General features: G+C 59.6%; 11 protein-coding genes and 1 pseudogene. 4 read left to right on the top strand and 8 right to left on the bottom strand.

Annotation, left to right across the window (positions count from 1 at the left end; all coding sequences use genetic code 11):
* Positions 1–98: 98 nt before the first annotated feature.
* Both KQI84_06050 and KQI84_06045 read left to right on the top strand, forming a co-directional pair.
* Positions 99–905 carry a class I SAM-dependent methyltransferase gene (locus tag KQI84_06050; GenBank protein ID MCB2154428.1) on the top strand — a complete coding sequence of 269 codons (807 nt, stop codon included), beginning with the start codon at positions 99–101 and terminating at the stop codon, positions 903–905.
* A gap of 132 nt (positions 906–1,037) precedes the next feature.
* Positions 1,038–2,018, top strand: coding sequence for an endonuclease/exonuclease/phosphatase family protein (locus KQI84_06045; protein ID MCB2154427.1), 981 nt, complete (start codon positions 1,038–1,040; stop codon positions 2,016–2,018).
* Positions 2,019–2,081: 63 nt separating this feature from the next.
* Here KQI84_06045 and KQI84_06040 read toward each other — a convergent pair whose 3' ends face one another.
* The 6 genes and pseudogenes from KQI84_06040 to KQI84_06015 form a co-directional block, all read right to left on the bottom strand.
* Positions 2,082–4,310: a hypothetical protein gene (locus tag KQI84_06040; GenBank protein MCB2154426.1), complete on the bottom strand. Its 2,229-nt coding sequence runs from the start codon at positions 4,308–4,310 to the stop codon at positions 2,082–2,084.
* Positions 4,311–4,532: 222 nt separating this feature from the next.
* The gene (locus tag KQI84_06035; GenBank protein ID MCB2154425.1) at positions 4,533–7,673 is read right to left on the bottom strand and encodes an HYR domain-containing protein; all 3,141 of its coding nucleotides are present in this window, start codon (positions 7,671–7,673) and stop codon (positions 4,533–4,535) included.
* Positions 7,674–7,785: 112 nt separating this feature from the next.
* Positions 7,786–10,488 carry a DNA mismatch repair protein MutS gene (mutS, locus tag KQI84_06030; protein MCB2154424.1) on the bottom strand — a complete coding sequence of 901 codons (2,703 nt, stop codon included), beginning with the start codon at positions 10,486–10,488 and terminating at the stop codon, positions 7,786–7,788.
* A 118-nt stretch (positions 10,489–10,606) separates the two neighbouring features.
* Positions 10,607–12,838 (bottom strand): dihydroxy-acid dehydratase, encoded by a 2,232-nt coding sequence (locus tag KQI84_06025; protein ID MCB2154423.1) that lies wholly within the window; start codon positions 12,836–12,838, stop codon positions 10,607–10,609.
* A 693-nt stretch (positions 12,839–13,531) separates the two neighbouring features.
* Positions 13,532–13,636: pseudogene (locus KQI84_06020) on the bottom strand (prepilin-type N-terminal cleavage/methylation domain-containing protein).
* Positions 13,637–13,728: 92 nt separating this feature from the next.
* Entirely contained in the window at positions 13,729–14,703 is a 975-nt protein-coding gene (locus KQI84_06015) for a hypothetical protein (GenBank protein ID MCB2154422.1), read from the bottom strand.
* 331 nt (positions 14,704–15,034) lie between these two features.
* Between KQI84_06015 and KQI84_06010 the strand changes: the two genes are divergently transcribed.
* Complete coding sequence (locus tag KQI84_06010; protein MCB2154421.1) at positions 15,035–16,186, top strand: exonuclease SbcCD subunit D; 1,152 nt, start codon at positions 15,035–15,037, stop codon at positions 16,184–16,186.
* A 1-nt stretch (position 16,187) separates the two neighbouring features.
* Positions 16,188–19,244, top strand: coding sequence for an AAA family ATPase (locus tag KQI84_06005; protein ID MCB2154420.1), 3,057 nt, complete (start codon positions 16,188–16,190; stop codon positions 19,242–19,244).
* Here the strand turns inward: KQI84_06005 and KQI84_06000 are convergent.
* Both KQI84_06000 and KQI84_05995 read right to left on the bottom strand, forming a co-directional pair.
* A complete protein-coding gene (locus KQI84_06000) occupies positions 19,241–20,860 on the bottom strand; it encodes a hypothetical protein (protein ID MCB2154419.1) in 1,620 nt (539 codons plus the stop codon). The two genes, KQI84_06005 and KQI84_06000, sit on opposite strands and share 4 nt — an antisense overlap.
* Complete coding sequence (locus tag KQI84_05995) at positions 20,860–22,626, bottom strand: serine/threonine protein kinase (GenBank protein MCB2154418.1); 1,767 nt, start codon at positions 22,624–22,626, stop codon at positions 20,860–20,862. The genes KQI84_06000 and KQI84_05995 overlap by 1 nt, the downstream gene beginning before the upstream one ends.
* Positions 22,627–22,628 lie beyond the last annotated feature (2 nt).

Here is a 22,628-nt window from a genome sequence, read left to right as displayed (position 1 = left end):
AAAGCTGACGAACAAAGCGGCGCGCCCTTCCACGATTGACGCTCCAAGCCGGATGGGCCTGAGTCAGGGGCGAGCAAGAATGAGAGGAATAGGATCCAATGACCGAAGATCAGATTTGGGCAGGCGCCTACAAGATTCCGTGGAACGATCCGGACTTCAGCCGCCGAATGCTTAAGGAGCACCTGACGCAGGACCACGATATGGCAAGTCGTCGCCTCGATTGGATCGAGCGTCAAGTTGCGTGGATTCACCGTGAGCTTCTGGCCGAAAAGGCATCACGCGTTCTCGATCTCGGCTGCGGGCCGGGATTGTATTCGCGCCGGTTGTCGGAGCTGGGACACACGGTGCAGGGCATCGACTTCGGGCCAGCCTCGATCGAGTACGCTCAACAGAACAACTCTCATCCCTCGCGGTGTGAGTTCATACTCGGAGATATTCGCGAATCAGCATTTGGCGGTCCGCACGACCTGGTGATGCTGCTGTTCGGCGAGATGAATGTCTTCTCCCCTGCCGAGATTCGGGCGATTCTAGTGAAGGCCCGGAAGAGTCTCGATCCGGCCGGCGGCCAGTTGATTGCCGAGGCGCAGACGTTTGCGTCCACCTATGATTCCGGTCATGCCGATGCGAGCGAGTACGAAGCGGAATCGGGCCTGTTCTCCGATCGCCCGCATCGATGCCGCACAGTCAGTCACTGGTTCGCCGACGCCGGAGTCGCGATGCAGGAGTTCACGATCACCGATCGCGAGTCGGGAGAGGAAGAGCACTTCCGCAGCACCACGAAGGCCTGGAAGACCGAGGAATTCGAGGCGCTGTTCGCAGAAGCCGGCTTCGCACGGGCCGCGCCACGAGAGGATTGGCCAACCAACACGGATTGCTTGCAGCTCTGGCACGCTGAACTCACTTGAGGTCGCCCCATCCACTGCTGGAACGCAATAGTGCTTGCCATGGGAAGACGGTTCGGCAAGGCTGAAAGGTTGACCCGTCGGAGACAAGTTCGCTCGACCGGGTCCGAAATTCAGCCTTCGGGGGATTCTGCTGTGAAGAGAAAGCTGTTTGGACAAGTTCTGGTCGTGGCACTTGCCGCGTTTTTCATCGGCTGCGCCGGCCAGTTGCCGCGCAATCCGGCGATCGTGGATTCGACGCAACGCGACTTCAAAGTGGGCGATACGATCAAGATCGTTACCTGGAACGTTCAGCACTTCGTCGATCCGTACGACAGCCCGTACATCGACAATGAGTTCGACAATGATATGCGTGGCATGTCGCCGGAACGAATCGATCTGTTTGTTGAGGCCATCAAGCGCATGGATGCGGATGTTATCGTCTTCGAGGAGTTCGAGAAGGTCGCCTATCTGCACGAACTGGCAGAAGAGCGATTCCCCGAAATGGAGTACTGGTGGTTCGGCGGATCGGAGAGTTGGTCCTGGCATCAGAATGTCGTCTTCATGAGCCGCGTCCCGCTGGGCGTCTTCTATGACTATAGCCAGGCAACAACGCCCATCGAAGACTGGCGCGACGACGACGGACGCATGCACACACAAAACTTTGTGAACAATCGCCTGTTCACGCTCGAAGTGCTTCCGACCCATGACTACAATTTCCTTCTCACTGGCGTGCACCTGAAGGCCAGTTCCGGCCCACGCAATGAAGGTTGGCGCAAGGGCCAGATTCGCTTCCTGCGTGGCGAGTACGATCGTGTGCTATCGAATTACCCTGATACGAACATCGTCCTGATGGGCGACTTGAATGCCGAACCGGACACGAAGGAGTTCGATTTCCTTCTGCACGGCGATGGGGATGGCGTGCAGTTTGTCGATCCGCTGGGACCGGAAGGCGCACCGACGGCACCGACGGCGAATCCCCGTCGGCGTATCGACTGCATCCTGATGAACACAAACATGGCGCCGGAACTCCTAGAGGGTTCGCTCGGCGTGGCAATGCCGCTGAGCCAGGAAGAGATGGCAATCGTCAGCGATCACCTGCCCGTCTCAGCCGAGTTCCGCCTGAACGATCAATGAGAGATTCAAGATCGCCGCGACCATTCGGCTCTTGATACACTCTAAGGAGAACGCCCCGGCCAATCACCCCGGGGCGTTTTCTTTACGAATCGCTGGGACTAAAGTTATCCGGCGAATGGACATTTCGGCCGGGAACGCGGTGACTGGATCGAAGCGCATGGTGTGGATGCCGTGGCTGATTCGCCACTGGAAGCTATCGTACAGATCGATTCGCAGCCGATGCCACTCCGAATCTGCTGGGACAGTGTAGGTCAGCTTGCGGCGCTCTCCAAGTCGATCGGATGACCGATCCGCCCAATAGAGTTCCGCTTCTGCCAGTTCCACGCCGGTCATTTCGAGACGCGCTTCCACTTCGAGCCATCGATAGTCATCTCCGTCGATGGGCGTCTGCTGTGGTAGCACGAAGCTCGGGTCATGCGTTCGCACCTTGAAGGTGAAGCCACTCGAATCATCAAGATGACGGTCCACGATGAGAGGACTGACATAGGTCACCGGCAAATCGGTTCCAGCAAAATCGTAAACCAATGGCGACCGGGGCGCGGGAGATGGGGCAGGAATGGTCTCGGCCAGTCCGCGATGGCTTAGTTGAAAACAAGCGTTGCCGTTGTTTGTGAAGGCCAACTCGAAGTAGGCAGACTCGGAGAGCGCATGCGAAGTCGCATCATCGTGAACGACAACGTTCCGTAATCCTCGTTCGTTCATGAGCCAGACTGCGGTTCGATCGGGGAGGTCATTGAATTGCAGATAGTCCTGGAAATAGCTCGCCGGATCGTAACCGGAGGCCGCATTGTAAAGCGGTTTGAGATGCTGCAATGAGTAGATCATCCCATGATTGACTGTTGCTGGAAGCTCGAGCACGACATCGACTGAGTCATCGTCGGCTACTTGCTTGTAGAAGGGACGGACACCTTGCCAGTCATAGTGATAGGCTCCAGTCTCCGATGCGATGGGAAAGAATTCGACGAGCGCGAGAAGAAGCAAGGTAACGCCTGCGATGTTGCGTGATCGGTCCTTCTTCATAGAAGATAGAGCGAGACCCAACAGCATTCCGAGCGCCAGGGCTGCCAGCAGGTTGTAACGGAACGGCGCGCGAAAGAAACTGATCTGCGGCATGCCGGCGAGAGCCAATGAATACGGCAGGAAGACAATGCGACTGCGCACGCCGAGGAATGGCCCAAGAGATGCGGCAATGCCTCCCAAAAGGAGAAGGAGAGCGAGCAGGATCAAATTCAATCGCTGAGTCTCAAACTTCTCGACCCAAGGGGGATCGCCAGCCCCTCTTGCCCTTCTCCACAGCAACCACATCACGCCGACCAGCAGGATCGCGGCGACCAGCGAGAGCGAATAGCCGAGGTGCTGCGGATATGGAATGCGCTTCACAATCGGAAGAACACGTGCAACGAGCGCACCGGGAGCGGTTATTTCCTGTCCGGATGCAGGTGGAAGGGCATACGAGTAGAACTGCCCTGATCCAGCCCGCAAAGTCGACCAGGCATTCTGTGGACGGCCTTCAGCGATTTGCAGATAGGGTATCGCGAGAGGAAACGAAACGATGAGAGCAAGGGCAACGGCGCCGGCAGCAGCACACAGCCGCAGGATGGCTCTGCGGTTTCGCCGGAAGATCTCGTAGGCAAGGATTGGCAATCCAATAATGGCCATTGTGAAGACGAGTAAGAGCGCCATGTACCAGCCGGTCAGAACCCCGCCAAGGCAGCTTCCGAAAAGCACAAGCCACCGAGCAACAGTTCTGGCATCAAGAAATCTCGCGAGAGCAAATAAGCTAAGGGGCAGCCACCAGGCACAAAGAAGATGAATCTGGCCGTTTGTATGGTGAATCATCACCGGGCTGAATGTAAAGATGAAGCCGGCTAGAAATGAAGGAAGCCATTGGCGAGTAAACTTGTAGAGACAAAGAAAAGCGCAGAAACCATTCAGAACGAATGCCATAAAGAACAGAGCGTTGAATGGCAGGACCGGATTGTCCGTGAATATCGTGAAAGGCAAGGTGAGGAGGGCGGGCATCAGGAAGTGATCGGTATAGGCGAGGGCATGAGGCTGTGGGTAAAACACATTCGCCTCGAAGTAGTTCACTGGATCTGTAAGAACCGCGTGGCGTCCCCATCCCATAGCCCAAGCTGCGATTGTTCCATCAGGAGACTGCAGCGAGTAGGAGAAATCGCCAAAGTCTATGTATGGTTGAAGGAAAATGACGGAGAGCACGATGTAGGCCGCGACGGCGCAGAAGAACGGCCAGGGACCGGAGCGAACATCATTTTGGATAGCTTCAACCATCTGCCCGCACTTCGTTTCGCATGACTTCCCGTTCAGCGAGTAGAAGCTCCGATTTCTCAGGGGGTGGGCTCAACGACAATCTCGGAAGGCAGTTGCAGGAACGCGCCCCCCTCGGTCTTGTGGCAAGAGGGGGAGACGGCGGGCACTTGTCAGTCCTCGAAATAGTACAGCGGGGGTGGTCGATAGGCCACTCCCGCTGTACTGTCGCTTTCGGCCCACAGGTTACTTGTACTGATCCCACTCCCAGACCTTCGTATCTGTGGAAGTCAGTGTCTCGCTGTAGAACGGTCCGTGGAAGGTTGAGACGCCATTAATGTCGATGTCTTCCAGGAAGTACACGCGAATCTCCGTATCGAACTCAACCGGGGTCGGGTCTATGTATTGATAGATGGCGCCCTCTGTCGGCGAACCAAGCGAGGGAACGATCTGATTCGTCAAACGGGTGCCAGGCAGATAACCGCTATCGCCCGTATCAACCCCGCGATAGATGTGGAAGCCGATGGTGTCGATTTCTGCCGCCGTGGCCCACTCAAGGTCCATGGGCTCGCCGATTGCCGTCGGGATGGCCGTAAAATAGAGTAGATCCACGGCAAGGACTTCGACAGAGAACGTCTTGATCGTCTCGTTGTCCCACTGATCCGTCGCCGTCAAAGTAATCGTGTGCATTCCGAACGCGAGAATGGACCCCGAAGCCGGATCGCCGGCGATCGTGGGGGCATCGTCGCAGTTATCCGTAACAGCCGGGAGCGTGTAGTTCACGCGCCGGCATCCGGGTGGGTCGTCCGGAGCGCATGGGCCGATCTCCATGTTGCCGGGAGCCGTGAAGTCGGGCCCCTTCTTATCGCATTCCGAAGGATCGTAGAATGGACTATACCCGCGATGACCGCGCGGCGCCGATGCCACTTCGACAGTCCCTCTGGTCGTTGGTGTAATCAACGCAGTCGGATTGGACCACTGGGAGCCATTCCATGTGGATGAGTAGACCTTCCAGTCGTCAATGCTGTCGGCATCGCCGTCGGAATCTTGCGCCCACACGACCATCGGTCCGTCATCGGCGTAGATGACGGCGGGAGGATCGAACAAGGTGGACGTAGTCAGTGTGTCAACACTGCTCCAGGACGAGCCGCTCCATCGCGCTGCGCAGAGAGACTGCATGCCGGAACCATTGTCATTCACCCAGGCAGCCAGGGCGCTGCCGCTGGGACCTGCAGCAAGCGCAGGAATAGTATCAGGGCCGGAGATCGATGCAATCGATTGCGGCGTATCCCAGGTGCCTCCCGTCTTACGCGAATAGACGATATCGCTATTCTCGGACGCTGTAATCAAGTCGTCGATGGGATCGCTAATGGTAACGGATGTCCCGTCCGCCTGAGCCCATACTGCCATCGGCACATCGCTCGAATCGAAGACAATCGCGACATCCCGGTTGAAGTTGTCCGAGTCGGCGATTTCTTCGACCGTTCCCCACGATCCGGAAGATGACAGTGTTCGCGCAATGATGCTCGAGCCGAGCGTCGAGTTGTAGTCACCGTCTTCTTTGGCCCAAGTGACGACGACATCGCCGCTGGAGTTCCTGGCAATCGAGACCGGACCATCGCTATAGTAGTCGGAGGAAATGTCATCCAGCACGGGTGTGCCTTCGTAGACGTTTCCTGTTCCCATATAGGATGTATTCTTCGTCGTGACCAGGTCTTCCGTAATGGAGTAGTCCCCATCGCTGCGTCGCGACATGAGAACGATCAGGTCATCGGCTGACTCGCGGTAGTAGTAGTTTCCTCCGCGGCTGTAGTTCTTCGTCCATGTCTTGGTGAAGTCTTTGCACCACCATCCCCAGAATCCGCAAAGCTCTCCCGAGACGGTAATAGAAACGCTGACCATCTTGAGTGTCGATGGTGGGGCATAACTTCCTGTCGCAGAACCTGAGACCTCGGCGGATCCTTCGATGAAGCCCTTCAGGAGATCGAGTTCGGCCCCAACTGCAGGGTTGAGAGTCACCGTATAAACGCCACCCTCCGGCCATCCGGGGAAGCCGCTGCTCCAGGTGACGGTGCCCTTCAGCTCGCCCGCGAGTGAGCCATAGAAGACAACCGAGCCGATGGGCGCTCCGCCTACAACGATGGGAACGGGAGGACTGGGGACCTTTCCCTTCGCTCCGATCGCCCCGGTGCAGCTGGCCGAGTCAAACACGTAGTCGCAGTCCGGCTCACTCGCTTTCCAATCGGCTTCTGCTGAAAAACTCCCATGGGCACTCGCATTGTCGGACAGCGAGATATCGATTGTAAGTCCGCCATCCACATGGGCCTTTTCGCAATCGGTGGAGCCATTCGCTTCGCCATTCAGGTCGAACTCATACTTGCCGCCTAGCACGGGGACCCATTTCGGAACGGTTTCCCCTGACGCGAACTCTACGGAGACCGAGATGGAGGCCCGCTCATTACTCTTCGGTGGCTTCTTCGGTGGCTCCTGATAGATCGATCGGGGAGTAAACGTATAGCCGGCCAGATCGATGGACTTGTAGTAGGCGTCGGCATCATCTGTGATATCGATCCGACGTTGCGACCACACGACAAGAGGTGAGGAACCTCCCCGCACCAGAGCCTTGGGAGCGGAGTCCGCAGCCAGATCATTGGTGAGAGTGGAGGAGGTGGACCACTCGATGCCGCTGGCGGTAAATCGACCCAGCGAGAAATTGAGCGTCTGTGTGTCTGTTGTGTCGCTTGTTCCCCAGGTGCATATCAGCCCTTCCGTCGTAAGGCTGTCGTTGAGTGCACTCCCGTATGCGACCGTTGGATATCTTGCTGTGCCCGTCGTCACGATATCGCAGTCTGCCCATGAGCCTTCGCTGCGGACAGAGTGCAGCAGCGATCCCTCGCGTTCGAATACGATATGAACATCGCCATCGGCATCTTCCACGAGCGTCGGGTTCCGTTCCGCCAAGACCGTCTCGGGACTCGTGTAGGGGGATGGTGGTGGCAAAGCCTTCAGGACAATCGTCGTAATATCATTCTGTCCCGACACGGTGAGTTGAACGGGTGGGGTAACGAGATATGATTCGACGTAGAAGTCGTAGGTCCCGTCCGCAATGTCGCTCAGATAGAAGTAACCCACACCATCTGTCGTCGCCTTTCGAAAGACAGTTCTTGGGACGTCTTTCACAATGACGCTTACGCCGGCTAGCGTTGCCGTGCTTGCGGACTCTTCAACGTAGCCTGAGAGAGTCGCAGCGTCGGCAGTTCCGTGGAAAACACTCGCGAGAAGAATGAGAGCGGCGATTCTCCCCAGTCCAATTTGTCTCTGAAACCCAAACCCAATCCCGTTTCGCCAGGACGCACTCCTCCCTCGATCGAACGGAAGTCGTTCCATCGTGGGCCTCCTGGAATGATGCGTTGACTGGTTGCAGACTGCCAGGAGTCCGGAGGGAAATCAACGTCATTATTCAATGAGGCGAAGGATTATGCCAAAGATCGGCGATTCTTCAGGAGGAATCGTCCGTCAACCTCTTCAGTTCGGCCAGGACGGCCAGGGCTTCCATCGGCGTGAGGCGGTTGGGATCGAGTTTCTTGAGGCGCTCGACAGCTTCGTGAGGCGGAGCGGAATCGAACAGCGAGAGCTGTTGGTCTTCCCACGGATCGGCTTGAGGCAGAATGGCGGCGGCCTTCTTGCCGCGCACTTTCTTTCCTTCAACGATCTTCTCGCCACTCGCAACACGCGGCGCGACGGCTTCACCGCGTTCGAGTCCGCCGAGAATCTCCCGCGCACGCGTTACGACATCCGCGGGCACGCCGGCGTATTCCGCCGCATGCACGCCGTAGCTTCGATCCGTCGCGCCGGGGATGACCTTAAAGAGGAAGACAACGCGAGTTTTCTCCTCGAGAATCGCGACATGATGATTGCGAAGCCGCGGCAACGGACCTTCGAGACTTGTCAGCTCGTGGTAGTGCGTCGCAAAGAGAGTCTTCGGCGTGCGGCCGGGCGTGTTGTGCAAGTACTCCACGACCGACCATGCGATCGAAAGACCATCGTAGGTACTGGTGCCGCGTCCGATTTCGTCGAGAATCACCAGCGAACTTGTCGTCGCATGGCGAAGGATGTTCGCTGTCTCGGTCATCTCCACCAGGAACGTCGACTGCCCGCGCGCCAGATGATCCATGGCGCCCACGCGCGTGAAAATGCGATCGACGAGCGAGATGTCGGCCTCCCCCGCCGGGACGAAACATCCCATGTGCGCCATCAGAACGATCAGCGCGACCTGGCGAATATACGTCGACTTGCCGGCCATGTTCGGCCCGGTAATCAATGCGATCTGGCAATCGTCCGGAGACATCAACGCATCGTTCGGCACGAACGGCGGATCGGTCTGGATGGCTTCCAGAACGGGATGGCGGCCATCGACGATTTCGAGTCGATCGTCTTCGTTGATGCGTGGCCGAACGTATCGGCCGGACATTGCGGCCACCGCGAACGACCGCAGGCAATCGACATTCGCAATGACTTCCGCGTCGTGCAAAATCTCCACCGCGTGATCCGCCACACGACGGCGGAGCGCATCGAAGAGTTGCTGCTCCAGCGCAACGAGCCGCTCCTCGGCGTGAAGGATGATGTCTTCCTTTTCCTTCAACTCCGGCGTGATGAAGCGCTCTGAATTCGTCAGTGTCTGCTTGCGGATGTAATCCTCCGGCGGTTCGCCGCCGGGAATCTGGCGCATCTGCGCGTGCGTAATTTCGATGTAGTAGCCGAAGACGCGATTGTAGCCAATCTTGAGCTTGTCGACGCCGGTGCGTTCGGCTTCGCGCGCACGGAACTGGGCGATCCATGTCTTTGAATCGCGCGCAACGGCCTTCAGTTCATCGAGCTCATCCGAATACCCGTCGCGAATCGCGCCGCCGTTCTGCAGATTTGCCGGCGGTTCCTCGACAAGGGCCGTGGCGACTTCGCGCCGCAGATCTTCCAGAAGATTCAGTTCCTCACCGAGTCGCTTTAGCAGTGGAGCGTTGGCACCGGTCAACGTTCGACGCAATTCCGGTAAACGATCGAGGCCAAGCCGCAACGCCGCCATTTCGCGCGGATTGGCAACGCCCATACTCATGCGGCTGACGATGCGTTCAAGGTCCTTCACGCCGCGCAAGAGCTCGCCGGCGTTCTCTCGCAAGTCGAGGCTAGCAACCAGGTTGTCGACCGCGTCGAGTCGGGCCTCGATAGCCGCACGTTCGCAGAGCGGCTCGAGCATCCAGCGCTTCAGCATGCGCGCACCCATCGGCGTGACAGTGCGATCAAGAATGGAAAGCAGCGTCCCCTCGCGCCCATCGCCATGCAGGTTGCGCACAAGTTCAAGCGAACGCTGCGTCACGGCATCCAGCACCATCGCGCGCTTGCCGTAATGAACGCGCAAATTGGCAATGTGGCCGATGGCGGTTTTCTGGGTTTCGCGAATGTAGCGCAACAGCGCGCCGGCAGCGCAAACGCCGGTCTCGAGTTCTTCCGCGCCGAAGCCTTCGAGGCTCTGCACGTTGAAGTGATCGAGCAACAAGCGCCGCGCGTTTGCGTGACGGAAATCTTCTTGGCGGCGACGCGTGATCGGAATGTCGCGTTCAGCGAGCAGCGGGCGCAGTGCAGATGCCTCAAGGTCTTCCGGCAGGAGAATCTCGCGCGCGTCCAAACGGGCAAGTTCCGTGACGAGCTTAGCCTGAGAGTCCGCCGCGTCGACTTCGGTCAGTGCAAAGAACCCGGTTGAAACGTCGGTCACAGCGACGCCCCAATCGCCGTTCTTTCCTTCGCACAGGGCCACGAGATAGTTATTTGAGCGATCCTCAAGCAGCGCGTCGTCGACGGCCGTACCTGGCGTGACCACGCGCACGATGGCGCGCTGCACAAGGCCCTTGGCCTGCTTCGGATCTTCAGTTTGTTCGGCGATGGCGACGCGTTTGCCGAGGCGAACGAGCTTTGCGAGGTAATTGTCCAGCGCATGATGTGGAACGCCGGCCATGGCAACGTCGCCGTCGCCGCCGGCGGCTTTGCGCGTCACGATGATGTTCAGGAGTCGGCCGGCTTCTTCGGCGTCGTCCGCGTAAGTCTCATAAAAATCGCCACACCGAAACAGCAGAATCGCATCCGGCTGCTCGCGTTTCAGCGCCATGTACTGGCGCATCATCGGTGTGGAGTATTCAGACTGTGTCGTCACGCGTCCCGGCCCACTGGAAGTCGCGCGAGGCCATACCGATTGCCCCGCGGCGACGTAGTGAACCGAGGCGCTGGCCTGCCTTCAAGGGAAACGATGGGTCAGAGCCCCTCGCCGTGCTTCAGCACTCCAGGACAGCGCCCTTGGCCGCGTTGGTGACGAACTTCGCGTAACGCCGCAGCCAGCCGGTTGTGATACCGGGTTCGCGCGGGGTCCATTCGGCCTTGCGCTTCGCCAGTTCCGCCTCGTCGACCAGGAGCTCGATCTCGCGAGCCGGGATATCGATGCGGATTTTGTCGCCGTCCTTGATCAGGCCAATTGCGCCGCCCTCGGCGGCTTCCGGGGACACGTGGCCGATACAGGCGCCGCGCGTTCCGCCGCTGAAGCGGCCGTCCGTGATCAGCGCCACTCGCGATCCCAGGCCGCGGCCCATGATGTAGCTGGTCGGCGCCAGCATCTCTTGCATGCCCGGTCCGCCGCGAGGACCCTCGTAGCGAATCACGACAACGTGACCTTCGTGAACCTTGCCGTCCAGGATGCCCTCGCAGGCGTCGTCCTGAGATTCGAAGACGATCGCCTCGCCGGTGAACTGCAGCATTTCGGGGGCAACGCCGGCGGTTTTTACGACGCTGCCTTCGGGAGCGAGGTTGCCATACAGAACAGCGAGTCCGCCCTGCTTGGAGTACGCCTTCTCGGCGGGGCGGATGCAGTCGAACAGGTCGAAACTCGGCGGCGCGAATGGATATGTGCCGCCCGCCTCGCCGACGGTGCAGGGGCGTGCGCTGGCCGCCAACGCTTCTTCCCAGTGGATCGTTGCATGTGTCACGGACTGACCGTCCTCGCTGAAACCATCGAGCAACACGACGCCGCGGGCTTCGGGCTTGGCGCCCATGGACCACAAGATCGCCGCGGGCTCGCCGTCGAGTTCCACGATGCTGGCGACCGTTGCATCCGGGCCATCCGCCAGGAACGGCTGGAAGAAGCTGCGGAGGTCGGCTTTGCTGGTCAGGCGCGCTTCGTGGGGCTCGGAGGAGGCAATCTCGGCATTCGAATCGAACAAGCCCAGCAGCGCCTTCGAATTGCGGGCATTCCACGCCGCCGCGAAGCAGGCCACGAGCATCTCGCGTTCACGCGTCTGCAGAGCAACGGCCGTGGCGCTGTCGCCATCTTCCTGGCGCTGCGCACGGATGGCGATTCCCAGTTCCTTCACCGACTTGCCGGACGGCACGCCGCCGGTCTGGTTCACGACCAGCGCTTCGCGCAGGGCCTCCGCTGAGCGCACATCCCACCGATCGATGTTCTGGCCGATCGTCTGGCCGGTCACCGTCAGCGCATCTTCCTTCAGCACGCCCGGCAGCCCGCGCCGGATCTCTCCGAGAATCGTGTGAATCCCGCCGGCCACGTGGACATCCTGGACGTGGTACTGGGACGATGGGGAGACCTTGCAGATGTTCGGCGTGGCCTTGGAAATCTCGTTGATGTCGGCCATCGTGAAATCGACCTTCGCCTCAGCCGCCACGGCCATGGTGTGGAGCACGGTGTTGGTTGAGCCGCCCATCGCAACGTCCAGGATCATCGCGTTGCGGAAGCTGTCGCGCGTGACGATATCGCGCGGCTTGATGTCCTTCTCGATCAGTGCGAGCAACGCTTCGGCCACTCGGCTGTAGAGCTGAGCGCGGGATTCGCTCGTTGCCAGGATGGTCCCGTTGCCGGGCAGCGCCAGGCCAAGCGCTTCCGCCAGACAGTTCATCGAATTGGCCGTGAACATGCCGCTGCAGGAGCCGCAGGTTGGACAGGCGAGCTTCTCGATCTCGGTCAGTTCCTCGTCGCTCATCTTGCCGTCTTTGCGCGCGCCGACGCCCTCGAACACCGAGATCAAATCGACGGACTTGCCGGAAGAGGTCTTGCCCGCTTCCATCGGGCCGCCGCTGACGAAAACCGTCGGGATGTTCAGGCGCATCGAGGCCATCATCATGCCGGGGACGATCTTATCGCAGTTCGGGATACAGATCATACCGTCGAACCGATGCGCCTCGACCATCGTCTCGACGGTGTCGGCGATCAACTCACGGCTAGGCAGGCTGTACTTCATGCCAATATGTCCCATCGCGATGCCGTCATCGACCCCGATCGTGTTGAAGACAAACGGCACGCCGCCTGCCTCGCGAACGGCCTGCTTCACGAACTCGCCGACGACGTCCAAGTGGGCGTGGCCGGGAATGATGTCGACGTAGCTGTTGGCGATGGCGATGAACGGCTTGTTCTCGTCACCCTCCTGGAAATTGCCCGTCGCGCGAAGCAATGAACGGTGCGGAGCTCTCTCGAAGCCCTTCTTGATCGTATCCGAACGCATGGCCATATCGGACCTTCCCTGGCAGATTTCACGCCCTTTCGCGGGCGCATCGGGAAGTGTGGCGGGAACCATGCCAGCCGGGCAAGGCCGGTGGCCGGGTTATGACGGTGTGGCGGCGAGATCTAAGTCTGTGGATCAAGAGGACTTCTCCGTCTCATCCGTCTCATCTGATCTCCTCCCTCAGTAAACCTCCGGATTCACATCCGCCACGTAGTTCGGATGACTGTCCTTCGGGCCCAGGCGATAGATATCGCCGTTGCTGACGGTGCCGTTCGTGGGATCGTAGGGCACCGCCCGGGAAGTGTAGGGATAGCTTCCGATCGTATCCGTGTCGTCGTCGAGGTCGGGCCCATAAGCAGCCATCGCCCAAACGTTCGCCGGGAAATTGATCCCGGGGCCGAACGTGCTACCGGTGCCTAGCTCGTAGTATTTTGCGAGAGTCGCTTCGACGATGGGGCCGGAGCCAACGGCCGCGTACCCGTCGATGTAGCCTTTGTTGAAGGGGTCCTGCGGCAGCTTGGTGATGAAGGCAACGGGGGTGGTGAGGCTGACGAGGCCCTTGTAGTCATTGCCGACGGCGTCCGTGGGATAGGTATTCCAGTCCACGGCGTAGGATTCGAGGGCAACGGAGATGGAGCGCTGGTCCGCCTGAACGCGCGCGACCTTAGCTCGCGTCTGGGCCGTCAGGAGATTCGGAACGGCGATGGCCGCAAGGATCGCGATGATCGCCACGACGATCAGTAGTTCGATCAGTGTGAATCCACGCGAAGGTATTCCGGGATGCGCACGATTTGCCATGATTGTTGTCCTCTGAACCCAATACGAACTATAACGACTGTTTCTTCACTGGGAAAAGAAGAATTCGCCAATCATGACAGAGGGAAGGCTGCTCAGGGCTCGATGATCGCGCGAGTCTCGGTCTCATGGATGTACATCGGCACGATCACGTCGGTGCCTTCGGCGTGGCTCCATTCGATGAAGGAACCATCGTAGAGCCGAACATCGTAGCCTAGGTACTTCGCGGTGAAGTAGGTCTGCGAGGCCTGGCCGCCGGTCCGGCAGTAGGCAACAACGAGCGAGTCCCGATTGGCTCCGGCGGCTTCGTACATCCGACGCAACTCGTGGATGGACTTCATGACCGGGACGTCGGAATCCGTTAGGGTCGTGCGCCAGAATATGTTGTGTGCCTCGGGGATGTGCCCCGGGCGATCGATCCCCTTGCCGGGCTTGTCTCCGTGATATTGGAACTCGGGCCGGGCGTCGATCAGCACGGGGTTCGCGCCGGAGAAGTGCTGTTTCAGCCAGACGATGTCCCTCATGTCATCCAGCGAAACGATGACCTCGGGATGGAGGTGAGGGATGTAGTCCGCGCTGCCCGGCGCGGCCTCGTCAGTGAAGATCGGACGCTCCTCGGCCTGCCACTTCGCCAGTTGCCCATCAAGGACTGCCGTGGAATCGCCAAGCCCCAGGTAATCAAAAACCACGTATGCCCGCGCCGCCGCCAACCCGGCTCCGTCGTCGTAGACAACGATCGCGGAATCTTTCTGAATCCCCAGGCGAGCAATCAGTTTGACGAGTTCTTCGACCGACGGAATCTCGTTCGGGATACCGTCGCGCTCCACGGCGACGTCCGTCCACGTCACCCGATGCGCGCCCGGGATGTGACCCTCGGCGAAGCTACCCTCGCGATCCTTCTCCACATGTACGATGATCAGCCCGCCATGGCTCATCCGATCGGCCAAGTCCTGTGTGCTGATCAGCAGATTCGTGCGCGGCTCCGGGCTGAGGCTGAATCCGGTGCCGACGAGCAGCAGGAAAACCGCGAGGAACAGGTGTAGGGGGAATTTTAGGGGCCTGCGGTGCATGGTCTTTGTCCTTCGTCGGCATGAGGAGTTGTAAAGAGTCTGTTCGCAGGAATCGTACGAGGACGAGGCGGCGGCAGCGCTCTGAATCAGGGACGCATCGATACCCGCAAGTCATTTGCATACAGTGATCTATGCGACAAGCTCGAGGCATCTATGCCCCTTCTGGCGATAGCGGTCAGCTTGTCGATTCGGCCATTCTGGCGCGAGGCTGCGTCGTCCGATGGGACAGTTCGAACCGGGCAAAGCGATTCTATGGACTTGCCCTTTCCCCATTGAACGCCGGCGCCGGGTCCGTATGATGCCCGCACCTGTCCGCTCGCGCGAGGAGCCGATGCGTTTTCTTCATACAGCCGACTGGCACTTGGGGCGACTGTTCCACGGGTTTCATCTGACCGAGGATCAGGCGCATGTGCTCGACCAGTTGATCGACGTGGCCGCCGATGCCCGGCCCGATGCGATCCTGGTGGCCGGCGACATCTATGATCGAGCCATTCCGCCTGCGGAGGCGGTCTCATTGCTCGACGATGTCTTGGAGAGAATCGCGATCGGGCTCAAGATCCCCTTGGTGATGATCGCGGGAAATCACGACAGCCCTGAGCGATTGGGCTTTGGCGCTCGAATCCTGCGCAGCGCAGGCGTGCACGTGACGGGGACATTGCCGGCGACGATTGATCCCGTGCTTTTCGCCGATGATGACGGTCCGGTGCATGTGTACCCGGTGCCCTACACGGAGCCCGCCGGTGTGCGCGATGTCCTGGGCCGCGATGATCTCTCCGATCACCAGACTGCAATGTCGGCCATCGTCGACGGCATCGCTGCGAGGTATCCGAAGGGCGAACGCTCGATCCTGGTTGGGCACGCGTTTGTGGCCGGAGGAATGGAGAGCGAATCGGAACGCCCACTGTCGATCGGCGGGGCGGGCACCGTGGATGCCGGCACGTTCGCCCCATTCGATTACACGGCGCTTGGGCACTTGCATGCGCCGCAGCAGATGGCCGGCGGCCGCGTGCGATACTCGGGCTCGCTGCTGAAGTACAGCTTCAGCGAAATCCCGCATCGCAAAGGCATCTCTCTCATCGAGATGAATGCCCGCGGCGAGTGCGCCATCGAGGACATCCCCCTGACGCCACGGCACGATCTAAGGCGCGTGGAGGGGACGCTGGACGAGATCCTACGCGGACCACAAACGGGCGAAAGCGCGGACGATTACCTGGTCGTGCGCCTGACGGATAAGAAGTTGCACCTGAACGCAATGGGCCGGTTGCGCGAGGTCTATCCAAACGTCCTGCACATCGAGAAGCCCTGGCTGGAGGAGACGGCCGAGACGGTGCGCTTCCGTGCTAAGCCCGGCGGTTTGAGCGACGTTGAATTGCTAAAATCGTTCTACGAAGAAACAACCGGCGCACCTCCCTCCGACGCGCAGGTTCGTTTGTTCGTCGAAACTGTCGAGCGCATTCGCCTTCAAGAGAGGGAGGCGGATTGAGATGCGACCAGTTCGATTAGACTTGGCGGCGTTTGGTCCGTATCCGGGGGCGCAGACAATCGACTTCGGCGAGCTGGGCGATCGGCTGTTCTTCCTGATCACCGGTCCGACGGGAGCCGGCAAGACGTCCATTCTCGATGCGATCTGTTTCGCGTTGTATGGCGAATCCTCCGGCGGGGAGCGTGATGCCGCGCGCATGCGCAGCGATTACGCTTCGCCCGACACGCCGACCCGAGTGCGGTTCGATTTTCAGTTGGGAAGCGAACGCTATCGCATTGAACGCGAACCGCGCCAGGAGATTGCGAAGCAACGCGGCGAGGGGACAAAGACTTCCCATCCGACGGCGGATTTGTGGAAGGTGGTGGGTACAGACACGAAGCATTTGGCAAGCGGCGTTCGGGAAGTCGGAGAGAAGGTCGAGTCCTTACTGGGATTTCGCCAGAATCAATTCCGCCATGTTGTGATGCTGCCGCAGGGACGATTCCGCGAAGTGCTGAGCGCTTCGTCCAAAGAACGCGAGGAGATTCTCGAGGCGCTCTTCGGTGTTGTGCTCTACGATCGCATCGCGGCTGCGCTGAAGGAAGCCAGCAAGAAGCTCGAACAGGCAGTGAGCGAGAAGCAGTCGCTGTGTTCCGCGCTTCTCGCGCAGCATGGTGTCGAGAATAGTGCGCAGTTGTCCGAACGCTGCGTGCAATTGGAAGAGCGAATTAGCGAGCTCGGGGAAGACCTGAAGCGCCTGGCAGAAGAAGAGAAAACAGCCCAGTCCGCACTGCAGGCTGCTCGCGAAGCGGACCGAAGACTGGCCGAGAGGAAGATAGCCGACGAGCACTTGGCAAAGCTTCAAGCACGCGAGACGCAGATCGCGTCGCTGAATGATCGGCTGCAGGCTGCCCGTAATGCCGAGAAGTTACTCCCCCTGCGGAACGACGCGAAACAGCGCGCAACCGAAGCAAAAGACGCCGGGAAAAACTGTGCAAAGGCCATTGAGTCTCTGAAGGTCGCCGAGGAATCGGCGAGGACGGCAGAGGATCGCCTTCAGAACGAGGAAGGGCGCGAATCCGAACGCCACCAGATCGAAGAGCGCCTGCACAAATTGTCTGACCTGCGTGAAGCGGTGGGACAATTGGATGAGGCACGACGGACTTTCGCGCATGCCAAGACCGCCGAGATCGATGCGCGGAAGCAGAAGGAAGCGACTGAGAAGACTGGCGAGAACTTGGAAGAAGAGTCTCGAAATGCAGAACGTCACCTGCGGGATTCTGAGACTGCAACTGCTGCACTGGACGGGAAGCGCACTGCGGCAGAACGTGCGCAACGTGCTCTGACCGATCGATCGAAACTCGATGCCCTTGAAACGGAGCTATCCGAGCTCAATTCCGCCCTGAACATCGAAAAGAAGAACGCCGAGGATGCCGACGTCCGACTGAAAGGGTTACGCGTTCAGCTCAGTGAGATGCAGCGTGCGCGCGAGTTGCAGCAGGCCGCGATCCTCGCGGATGAGTTGGTCGATGGCGAGCCCTGTCCCGTTTGCGGCTCGACGCATCACCCCGAGCCTGCAACCGCGGCCGAAGAGCCACCTTCGGAGAAGGCAATCGCCAAGATCGAACAATCAATCGCTTCGGCAGAACAGGAGCTCGAGCAGCTCAAGTCGCAGTTCACCAAGCACGATCGTCAGCAGACCGAGAAGCGCACGGTGGCTGCTTCGATTCGCGACAGCTTGCAGGATGCCGCGACGAAACCACTGCAGGAATTGCAAATCACAGTCGAAGAACTGGCCTCCGACCTTAGATCGGCCGAGTCCCAATCCGCCAAGGCTGATTCATTGCGCAAGCGACTGGAGGACTTGCGGAAGGCTATCGCAGAGAGCACGGATCGGCGACGAGCAGCCGCGAGCGCACTGGAACAGGCTTCCGCCGCTCTCGAATCTGCGCGTGGGGTTCTGGCTGAACGGGAGAAGCGGATCCCCGCGGAGTTGCGCGAACCGGAAACGCTGCAGAATGAGGTCAGCAAAGCTGAGGCGAAGCTGGCAGAGTTGAGGACCGCTCTCGACAGCGCACGTCAGGCCGCCGGGGATGCCCGCGAGACACTGGCCCGAGCACGCTCGAAGCGAGAAGAAGCAGAAAAACTCGCCCGGGCATCTGAAACCGTTGCAGAAACCAAGAGGGCTGCTTTCGCAGAGGCCTGCGCGGCAGCGGGATTTGACGAGTCCTCCTACGAGCAGGCATCCTCAGACATCCCCGCGATCGGAGAACTCGAATCCGAGATCGCGACGTTTCGTGAGGATCTCGCATCGGCGCGCGATCGTGCGAAGAAGGCAACAGAGGATGCGGCCGGCTTGAAGCCTCAGGACATTCGAGCTCTGGAAGAAGACGTGGCTCGCATTTCCACAGCCATCGACGAAGCCAATCAACAACGAGGGACGGAGACCAGCCGGGTACAGTCTACGCAGAAAGCCATTGAGCGACTCGAAGCATTGGATGGCGAAATCAAAGCCCAGCGCGAGGAATTCGAGTCCGTCGTGTCGCCCCTTGCGGAAGCGATCGCAGGCAATCCGCCGAACAAGAAGCGGGTCAGCCTGCAGCGCTTCGTCCTGCAATCATTGCTTGATGATGTGCTGATCGCAGCGAACCTTCGCTTAGCCGAAATGACACGCCAGCGCTACAACCTGCGCATCGTGGAAGAAGGAGTCGATCGTCGCCGAGCAGGGGGTCTGGACTTGGAGGTCTTCGACGAATACACGGGCCATGCACGCCCCGTATCGACGCTTTCGGGTGGCGAGGGATTCCAGGCGTCGCTCGCTTTGGCGTTGGGTCTGTCAGATGTTGTGACGGCGCATTCGGGAGGCATTCGACTCGACACGATCTTCATCGACGAAGGCTTCGGCAGCCTTGATCCTGAGGCACTCGATCACGCCATCCGCACGCTGCTTGACTTGCAGGTCGGTGGGCGTCTGGTCGGTGTGATTTCGCACGTCGAAGACATGAAGACGCAGATTCCCACGCGCCTCGAAATCACAAAGGCCCGCGAAGGCAGCCACGCTCGATTTGTGATTTCTTAGCGCCGAAGACTCTCGCGACGCTGTAGCGGAACAGCGAGGCACAGCAGGAAGATCGTCAGGTTAGGAAGGCCGAGAAGAATCAAAACCAACCACGATCCCGTACGGTTGAAGAAGATCGACGCCACGATGCCGCCGCCGATCGAGGCCGTACCGATCAGCAGCCGCCGCAAGAACGCCGTCATGAAGCTGCGGAACTGGCGCATGTCTGCCTGATGCAGTCGCAACCGCTGTTGCTCGCGCTCCATTCGCACAACGATCGTGTGCAGATACTTGATTGTATCGAATGCATTCTGGCCAACCTGCTTCGCCAGTTCGGTCGCGCTCGGACGGACTTCCAGTGCCACGCCGCGGATCATGTCCTTGATGATCGGCGTCGCCTCGCGCAGGCCGCTGAAGTACGCGTCGTACTTCATGCCGATGCCCTCGACCAGTGCAGAGGCTCGGAACAAGTAGACCAACTGCTGTGGCATACGCAGAGGGAACTTGTGGAAGGTGGAGAGGATGTCGTCCGCGATGTCCTGAATCATTCGCGGTGTAAAATCATCGCGCAACTGAACGGCGATCAACGTTTCGGCGGCTTCGCGAACGAGCGTACGATTGATGTCCGGCGAAACAAGCTCCAGCCGGTAGAAGCAATCGACGAGCGGATCGAGCTTGCCCTTCACAACGTAATAGCAGGCCCGAAGTAACTCCAGCCGCGTCGTATCGTCGAACTCCAGCGCCATTCCATAGTCGAGAATGATGAGGCGACGGTCCTTGTCGACCAGTAGGTTGCCTGGGTGCGGATCGGCGTGGATGAAACCGTGAACAATCGCCATGCGCACGTAGATCTCGATCATCTTGCGAACGAGATCCTTTGGCTCAATACCGATCGCCTTCAGGCCTTCGGCGTCATCGATGCGCACACCCTCCACGAAATCGAAGACGACAGTCCGGCGGGTCGTCAGTTCGCGGTGGCACTCCGGGATGGAGACTTCCGAGTCACGCGCGAAATTGATCCGGAACTTCTCGGCGTTGCGCTCCTCGAAACGAAAATCCATCTCCTGGCGAATCATCCGCGCGTACTCCAGATAAATCGTCCAAAAGCTCTGTACGAGGTAGCTGTCGACGAAGAAATTGAAGAGCTGGATGATGAAGCTGATGACGCTCAGATCGATGTCGACGATGCGCTCGACGTTGGGGCGCAGCACTTTGACGGCCACGGGCTTGCCCTTGTAGACCGCCTTGTGCACCTGGCCGAGGCTGGCCGCGGCGATTGGCTGCGAGTCGAAGGAATCGAAAATCTCCGAAGCCGGTCTACCGAGCATCTCTCGAATCGTGGCGAGCGCCTGGCGCGTCGGGAACGGCGGCACGCGGTCCTGCAGCTTCTTTAGTTCGCGCGTGTACGTGCGCGGCACCAGGTCTTCGCGCATGCCGAGAACCTGCCCGCCCTTGATGAACGTGGGCCCCAGGTCGGCCAGTGTTTTCGCCAATCGCCGGGCGCGATCCTTGTGCTCGGCCTTCGTCAGCTTCCGGGGTGCACCGAAGATAATGAAGCGCTGCCAGTCACGCAGGAAACTCAGAATAAACGGAAGGAGTGTCAGGAATACGCGAATCGGCCGCAGGAATCGCTGCATTATTGCCCGCCCCTGGAGGACTTGCCGGTGATCGATTCCAGGCGATGTTTCTCGGCTTCGAGCAACTCATCGTATGGTTCCTGATCGATGATCGAAATCTCGCCGTCGGCATTCACTTCGATATCGTCGTCCGAACTAATGATTCCGTCGAGGCCGGCGGAGTAGATCTTCTGTTGAAGACGCGAGTAGTCGAACGGCCGTCCCCAGCCATCCAGCGGTTTGCCGGTCGCGCTCAGATCGAAATCGCCGACGGCCACTCCCGATTCCACGAGTTCCTGCAATCCCGGTGCTTTCTCACCCTGCTCGGCATGGTAGGTGAACAACCCAATGCCCAGAACTTCCAGAATTTCCTGCGTGGCTCGATAGCGCAGATAGTTCGGGTCTGGCTGGGGAACATTCGGCTCGCCGCCGCCTGCCTGCTCTTCGACCAGGCGCTCGATCAGCGTTGCCAGTCCGCTCTTCTCTCCTGCCGGCTTCTGTTCGGGTTCGGGCGAAGGCCAGGAGATAACAACGATGATTGCGAGGACGACAATTGCTCCGGCGCCGATCAACAATGCCTTGCGCCAGGGTGGAACAGGAGCGCCCTCCGGCTCCATGTCCATCGTGAGAGAGCCGCGCGGAGGTGCGGAGAAAGAGGCAGCTCCCGGCGCCGATGCGTTCTCGGGGGAAGCGCCCGGCGGGAGCGGTTGGCCTTCCGGACCAACGCGAATCGTCGGCAAATCGGAACTGCTGGTCACCAAAGAACCACGCTCTCGCGCCGTGCATTGCAGCTTGATGCGCGACAGATCGCTGATCAGATCTGCGTAGTCCTGATAGCGATCATTCGGATCCTTCATCATGCACCGACGAATGACTTCGTCGAACTCCATCGGCACGTCGGGATTGATGCTCCGCAAAGGAACCAACGGCGATGTCAGGTGTTTCATCATGATCTGCGTGGGCGAATCGCCATCGAACGGAGGCCGCCCGGTCAGTACATGATAAAATGTCGCACCGAGCGAATAAACGTCCGCTCGGTAGTCGACCTCGCGGGCCTGCGTCTGCTCTGGCGCCATGTAGCGCGGCGTACCTAGGACCGTGCCCTGCATCGTCATAAAGCTGTCTTCGTTGAAGAACTTCGCAAGTCCGAAGTCCACGACCTTCACCAGCCCATCGTCTGTCATCATGATGTTGCCGGGCTTGATGTCGCGATGGATGATGCCTTCGCGATAGGCCGCGCGCAGCCCTTCCGCCGCCTGCAACATCACGTCGGCGATGGCTGCGAAACTGATGCGCTGCCGATTGCGGATGATGTCGGAAAGCGTGCCCCCGCCGATGAATTCCATCGCCAGGAACGGTGCGCCCGTCTCCGTCTCGCCGACCATATAGATCATTGCCACGTTCGGGTGATTGATGCTGGCAGCAGCGCGACCTTCGCGCTCAAAGCGCACCTCCGCGTCATCCTCGGCCAGCAGTTCCTTCGCCATGATCTTGATGGCGACTTTGCGGCGCAGTGCCGGATCTTCGCCCAGGAAGACCGCGCCCATTCCTCCGCGGGCGAGTTCACGATGGAGAATGTACGGCCCGACGCGCTGCTCATCGCCTGTGGGGGTTGGCTGCGGAGTCTGTCCCGCCTTGGGAATCCGCTCATGAGAAGCGGGACGGATTTTCGGAATCGAACTCGATCGAGTCGTCGGCGGTGGTGGATGATGCACCGTCGGGTCTTGTCCGGATGCCTGAGAACCGGGCGAGAATGGATAATCGTTGTTATCGGGCGGCTGCGTCACAA

Source organism: bacterium (assembly GCA_020444065.1).
In the GTDB taxonomy this organism is placed as follows: Bacteria; Sumerlaeota; Sumerlaeia; order SLMS01; family JAHLLQ01; genus JAHLLQ01.
This window is presented reverse-complemented; position numbering and strand designations above follow the sequence as displayed.